Annotated in this window: 4 protein-coding genes; 3 read left to right on the top strand and 1 reads right to left on the bottom strand. The window is 36.9% G+C overall.

The window, feature by feature from the left end:
* Nucleotides 1–469: 469 nt before the first annotated feature.
* On the bottom strand, nucleotides 470–1,201 hold the full coding sequence (locus LB467_RS15010; RefSeq protein ID WP_224474868.1) for a tyrosine-protein phosphatase: 732 nt from the start codon (nucleotides 1,199–1,201) through the stop codon (nucleotides 470–472).
* Between the two features lie 76 nt (nucleotides 1,202–1,277).
* Here LB467_RS15010 and LB467_RS15005 point away from each other — a divergent pair, with 76 nt between their 5' ends.
* From LB467_RS15005 to LB467_RS14995, 3 genes are all read left to right on the top strand, one after another.
* On the top strand, nucleotides 1,278–2,636 hold the full coding sequence (locus tag LB467_RS15005; protein WP_224474867.1) for a capsule assembly Wzi family protein: 1,359 nt from the start codon (nucleotides 1,278–1,280) through the stop codon (nucleotides 2,634–2,636).
* A gap of 30 nt (nucleotides 2,637–2,666) precedes the next feature.
* Nucleotides 2,667–4,838 (top strand): PAS domain-containing sensor histidine kinase, encoded by a 2,172-nt coding sequence (locus LB467_RS15000; protein WP_224474866.1) that lies wholly within the window; start codon nucleotides 2,667–2,669, stop codon nucleotides 4,836–4,838.
* Between the two features lie 134 nt (nucleotides 4,839–4,972).
* Entirely contained in the window at nucleotides 4,973–6,727 is a 1,755-nt protein-coding gene (locus LB467_RS14995; RefSeq protein WP_224474865.1) for a PAS domain S-box protein, read from the top strand.
* Nucleotides 6,728–6,732: the final 5 nt, after the last annotated feature.

Below are 6,732 nucleotides of genomic sequence, written 5' to 3'. Positions count from 1 at the left end.
AGGGAAAAATAAAATGAGCGTATTAAATGCAGTAAGAAACAAGTTAATCCACATTGCTATGGCATTGGTTAAAAACAAAACATATTACCAAAATCGCTTGGTTTTGTCATAGAAATCGAAGTGACGGCCCGTCAGGTCGAGTTGCGGTATTTGAACCTTAAGCGAAAATAGCGCAGTATCGAGACCCAATAGAAGTTGTAAATCCATGGCACTTCTCGATACATCCCGATGGCTATCGGGACTGATAACTAAAAAGCCATCAATTCAGGAATATTTTGAAGACTTAGCTTTTGATTCTTGGACTCCTTCTTTTTAATTTAACCGTCATTGCGAGGAATAATTTTACGAAAGTAGAATTGTGACGTGGTAATCTGCTGAATGAACCAACATATTTTGCTTCAGTCGTGCCTCCATCGCAATGACCTTATGATTTTATTTTTTTGCCACGAATGCACTTTCAAGTGAAGGATCAAACAAACAAAGCTTTAGAATTTTCAATAACAGGCTCAATCAAGTGGAGTTGCTTTTTCTTGAGTTTTATATTCCCAATTTTTTCCAGGTGTTCCATACGGTGGGCATCGCTGCTAATAAAATCTATCATGCCGCTTTCAAGGAGCTGGAATGCTGTTTTCTGCATACTGATTCCATAATGCGGAGTAAGTGATAACATATTCAGTTGAAAACTACAGCCCCGGGCTTTTAAATCCTCATACTTATTAAGGTTACTTCCGTGGTAAAACGCATATCGTTCGGGATGAGCCAGAATCGGTTTTAGGTTTCTATTTTGAATTTTAAATAAAATTTCGGCTAAATTAATCGGTGCCTGGAAATAAGACATTTCAACCAAAACATACTTATCTACCACGTTCAAAACATTTTCCTTTTCCAGCTGATCTATTAAAAATTGATCCATCATATATTCTCCCGCGGCTTTAATCGAATTTCCATCCGGTAGTTCCTTTTTTACCTGTTCTAACGCCGGAAGAATAGTATCTGGAGTATTGGGATAGAATTCCCCCATAACGTGAGGGCTGGCTATAAAATTCTTTACTCCAAATTCATTAAATCGCTTAATCATTGCTATAGAATCCTCCACATTTTTCGCACCATCATCTATTCCGGGCAATAAGTGATTATGGAAATCGGTAAAACCTTCCAATAAATCGGCTAAAAATATTTTTTTCTGAAAAATGGATAGCATTTCTAAGTTTTAGGAGTATAAAATTACATATTTTTAAATCGAATTAAGCATATTTAAAATGACTTAACGCCTACTTATGAAACAAAAACTACTTACACTCCTATTTGTGGCTTTCGTCTTATCGGTGAATGCTCAGGAACTAGACTTCCGGGGTAATATAAATACAAACGGCTTATTGTTTAGTGAAGAAAATTCTCCTTTTTGGATGCATACCAATCAAAGAGGAAGAATAGATGAACTCACCAATTTTTCTGGCCTTATAAATGCCTTTGCGCTATATAATCTTTCTGAAAATTCAAATTTAGAATTGGGCCTGGGAGCCCTTTATCAGGATGGATATGCTGATAAACTGCAATTAGACGAAGCCTATCTGGCTTTTAATAATTCCTGGCTGGGGGTTGTTGCCGGCCGCAAACAGCGCAAAGAAATGTATCGTGGGTTAAGCGCCACCAACCAAAGTATTTTATGGTCTCTAAATGCGAGGCCACTTCCCGGAATTCGACTTTTTACAAAGCGACCTGTATTTTTTAAAAACAACAGCGGATTTGGTTTTGAGGCTTCCCTGGAAGAATATTTTATGGACGATGATCGCTATGTAGAGAATACCCGTATTCATCATAAAAGTTTCCATTTAGTCTATAGATCTTCGCCCGGTTTTCAAATTTCAGCGGGTTTAAGGCATTTTGTGCAATGGGGAGGCACTCACCCCGAGCTTGGGGATTTACCTTCAGATTTCGAGGCCTATACAAGGGTAGTAACCGCCAGAGGAGTTGGAGAAGATACCGGCGATGGTATTTCAGAACAAGAAATCAACGGACTTGGAAACCACCTGGGGAGTTACGAGATAAATATCAAAACTATTTTAGCCGGTTATAATCTTGAAATTATTTATAATCATTTATTTGAAGATGGTTCGGGAAGCGTTCTTAGAAATACCCCCGATGGCCGTTACGGGATTTTTATAGAAGACCCTGCGGCGCCTGTAGACTCCTGGTTTCAGGCGGTAATGTATGAGTTTTATTATACCAAAAACCAGAGTAAAAACTTCCCAACTTCCGATGGGGAAGATAATTACTTTAATAATAATTTGTACCGTTCTGGCTGGACCTATGAAAATCGTGTCCTGGGACTTCCATTTATCACACTTGGACCGGATCGTTTCAGAATAAACAACAATAAAATAGTTGCCCATCATATTGGTTTAAGCGGAATGGCTTTTAAGAAAGTTCCGTATAGATTTCTGGGGAGTTTTAGGCAAAATTATGGAGCAAAAGGAGGAGGAAACATCACCGAGCACCACGTTCTTTCTACCTATCTTGACCTAAGTCTTTTACAAAATATAGTAAATCTAAACCTTCAGCTGGGGACTGATTTTAGTGAAATTGACGGCCCTAATTTTGGTGCCGGTATATCTATTTCCAAATCGTTTTTATAAAAAACATCAGCAATTTTAAACTTCGCCCCAATGAAGCAAATAGCTACGCCCATTTTAAAAATCAATCATAATTTTGAACTTATAACCTGGAATCCCTCTGCGGAAGAATTCTTAAAGGAAAATCTCAATAAACAATTAAAGATAGGTTTAAGTATTGACCAGGTTTTTCCTCAAAAACTTTTAGAAAACTTCAAAAGTGATTTTAAAAAAAATGAAGGAGCTTTTTATAATGCTTTTTCTTTTTCAGCAACAAAAGATATAGAATTATCAAGTAGCCCTTGTTTGGATGCTAAAGCAAATATTGATGGCTTTTCTATATGTTTAAAATTGACTTCCAAAAAAGAGTCCTCATCGTCTGAAAATATAATTCAGCTTAGAAATATTCTTGAAAATTCGTCCCTGGCAATTTTCTTAACCGATCCTGCTGGACCAATATTAGATGTTAACAAAGCAGCTTGTAGAATGTTCGGCTATACTTTTGAAGAGCTTATCGGTTTAGGTCGGGAAGATATAATTCAAAAAAACATCGATTTAGAAAAAGCGGTAAAGCAAAGAAATGAAGCCGGGGAAATAAGACGGGAATTAACAGGAATTAAGAAAAATGGGGAGACTTTTCCCTGTGAAGTGCATTCAGTTATTTTTACCACTCATAAGGGGGAAAAAAGAACCAGTACTACGATTGTAGATATTTCAGATAGAAAAAATCAGGAGTTAATTGCAGAAAATAGCAAGCAGGCATTTCAGTCTTTATTCGATTATAATCCTGATGCGGTGTATTCTTTCGATCTGGAAGGGAATTTTTTAAGCCTTAATAATGGTGCTACAAAACTTAGTGAGGCATCGAGGGAGGAATTACTGGATATGACATTTCTGCCTTTAATCCCTGCAGAAGATCGTGCCCGGGTGATGGCTCATTTTACCAAGGCAGCTTCTGGTGAAATACAACACTATCAAACAAATTTTGAAAGTCTAAAAGGCACAAAAAAAGTTCTGGATGTGACCAATTTTCCTATTTATGTAAATGGAAAAATAACCGGGGTTTACGGCATAGCAAAGGATATAACCCAACAACTAAATATAAAACAGAAACTACGGGAGGAGCGTAATATGTTTCGGGCAATTATAGACTATATCCCCGATCGTATTTTTGTGGTAAACGAAAAACATGAAACGATTTTAACTAATCATAGTTTTTATAAGAATTACATTGGGGTGGAAAACGAACAAAAAAGCTTGGGTCTGACTCCGGCAGATTATTTTCCGAAAGAAGAAGCAGAGGGAATTATTCAGGATAACGCCCGGGTTATGAATCAGGGGATTCCTGTGATAAATCGTGGCGATATTGTAAAGAATTTTAATGGTGATCAGGAATATACGCTATTGACTAAGGTTCCTGTTAAATTCGGGGATAATAAGAAAGGTTTAGTGGGAATTTCAAGAAATATCACTGAAATTAAAGAAAAAGAAAAAGCCCTGGAAGACCTAAATAATCAATTGCGAAAGCACGCGGAAGAGCTGGCTCTATCTAATAAAGAACTGGAACAATTTGCTTATATCGCCTCACACGATCTCCAGGAGCCGCTTAGAATGGTCACTAGTTTTCTCAGTCAGCTGAAGAAAAAATATAACCATAAACTGGATGAAAAAGCGCAGCAGTATATTTATTTTGCGCACGATGGTGCAACCCGTATGCGGCAAATAATTTTAGATCTGCTCGAATATTCCAGGGTGGGCAGGCTGGAGCATACGGTAACTGTGGTGAATATTGAGGATTTGGTTTCTGAAGTCTTATCACTTCAGAAAAAATGTATCGAAGAGAAAAAAGCCGAAATCATAATAGATCAGCTTCCTACGTTGAAAGTTGAAGAACCACTTTTAAGACAGCTGTTTTCAAATTTAATTGGGAATGCTTTAAAGTATTATTCAAAAGACAGGCCTCCAAAAATTAAAGTTTCGGCTTTAGAAAAGGATAAGTACTGGGAGTTTAGAATAAGCGATAACGGTATTGGAATTGAAAAGGAATTCACGGAAAAGATATTCGTGATTTTCCAGCGCTTGCATCAGCGTGAAGAATATGAAGGAACAGGAATTGGTTTGGCAATTTGTAAAAAGATCGTAGAGAATTTTGGGGGCGAAATATGGGTGGATTCCGAATATGGTAAAGGGAGTAGCTTTTATTTTACGATCCCAAAACAATTTTAGTATATTTACTCAATAGGCAAAAACTAATTTCCGATAAGCGATTCGGATTTTTTTATATTACATCTTATAAACCTGATTTAAGCTAGTTTATTCAACTAATAAAATTCTAATAAATCGATTTAAAATTAATTTAAATGAGGAAAAGTTCCGGGGAATTAAAAATTTTAGTCATTGAGGATAACCCGGGAGATTTTATTCTTATTGAAGATTATCTTTCTGAAGAACATAATGCCCTGGAATTACAGCGCGCCGAAACCTTTAAGTCGGCGAAAGAAATCCTCCAGGCTTCTTCAAATTTCGATACTATATTACTCGATTTATCGCTTCCAGATATTAATGATACCGAAATTCTTGTAAAAGAAATCCTGGCATTATCAAATGCTGCCCCAGTAGTGGTGCTTACAGGGTATACAGATAAAGACTATGGCGCTAAAACCCTTTCCTGGGGTGTTTCCGATTATTTACTGAAAGATGAAATTAATGCTTCTAATCTTTCAAAAAGCATTCATTATAGCATGGAGCGTAAAAAGGTACAGCGACAACTATACGAATCTGAAGAAAAGTACCGTACCCTTTTTGATTCCAGTCCTTTGCCTATGTGGGTTTTAGACAGGCATAGCCTTGAGTTTCTAAGTGTAAATCAGGCCGCGATCAAATTATATGGATATAGCCGGGAAGAATTTTTACAAATGACGGTTAGGGATCTATGGGCTGAAGAGGGCGATAGAATTGAGAAAGTCGTGGAAGAAAATTTTCACGATTTGTTTACCGTCAAAGTAAAGCATTTTACAAAAGGTGGCGATACGCTTTACATAGATGTACAGAGCAATCCTATTTTATTTGGAGGGCGGGAAGCAAGGGTAACCCTTGCACATAATGTAACCGAAAAACTTAAAGCCGAAGAAAAGTTAAAACACAGCCAGCAGCGTTTTAAGGCCCTGGTACAGGATGGCAGTGATCTAATAAAAATTTTAGATGAAAATTTTTATTATGCTTACGTAAGCCCTAGTTCAAAAAATATTTTAGGGATAAAACCTGAAAATCTGGAAGGTAGAGATGCCTTTGAATTAATTCATCTGGACGATCGTGCAAAAATCCAAGAACAAATTCAGTATCTAGGAAAGAAAAAGACCATTCAGTTGCCGTCTTATAGATATAGAGACGGAAATGGGGAATGGCGCTGGCTTGAAACCATTATTAGTGATTTACGGCATGATCCTGCGGTAAATGGATTGGTAGCAAATTCCCGTGATATTACTAAGTTCAAATTGCAGGAAAAACAGTTAAGGGAAAGCCTGGAACGCTATGATATAGTAGCTAAAGCTACCAGCGATCTTATAACCGATTATAATATTGAAAAAGATGTTTTTCAGTATAGTAATGCGATTTACGATATTTTTGGCTATTCTCAAAATGAATTAAGAGCCTCAAAAAAATGGTGGCAGGAGCAAATTCATCCTGATGATAGATTACGCGTAGTTGAGGCTACCAATGCAATTTATGAACGAGGGCAGAAATTGTTGAGCATTGAATATCGTTTTCAATGTTCAGATGGGGACTATAAATATGTTCTGGATCGTAGCTATGTAATTACTGACGATAGCGGGAACCCATCACGTATAATTGGTTCTATACAGGATATTACCGAAAGAAGGAAATATATTAATGCTATAGAGCGCAGTAACGAAAGGCTTCGTGAAATTGCCTGGACCCAATCTCACGTGGTTAGGGCCCCTTTAGCAAGAATTATGGGTTTGATAGATTTATTAAAAAATCAAAGAAATAACCTTGATAATATTGAGGAAATTATAGATAATATCTTAAATTCGTCTAAAGAGCTTGATAAAGTGATTCGGAAGATTACAAATAAGACCGAAGAAGAATTTTAAGCTCC

Origin of the sequence: Salegentibacter tibetensis (assembly GCF_020164485.1) — a bacterium.
Lineage (GTDB): Bacteria > Bacteroidota > Bacteroidia > Flavobacteriales > Flavobacteriaceae > Salegentibacter > Salegentibacter tibetensis.
The sequence above is the reverse complement of the archived record's forward strand: the minus strand, read 5'-3'. Positions and strand labels throughout refer to the sequence as shown.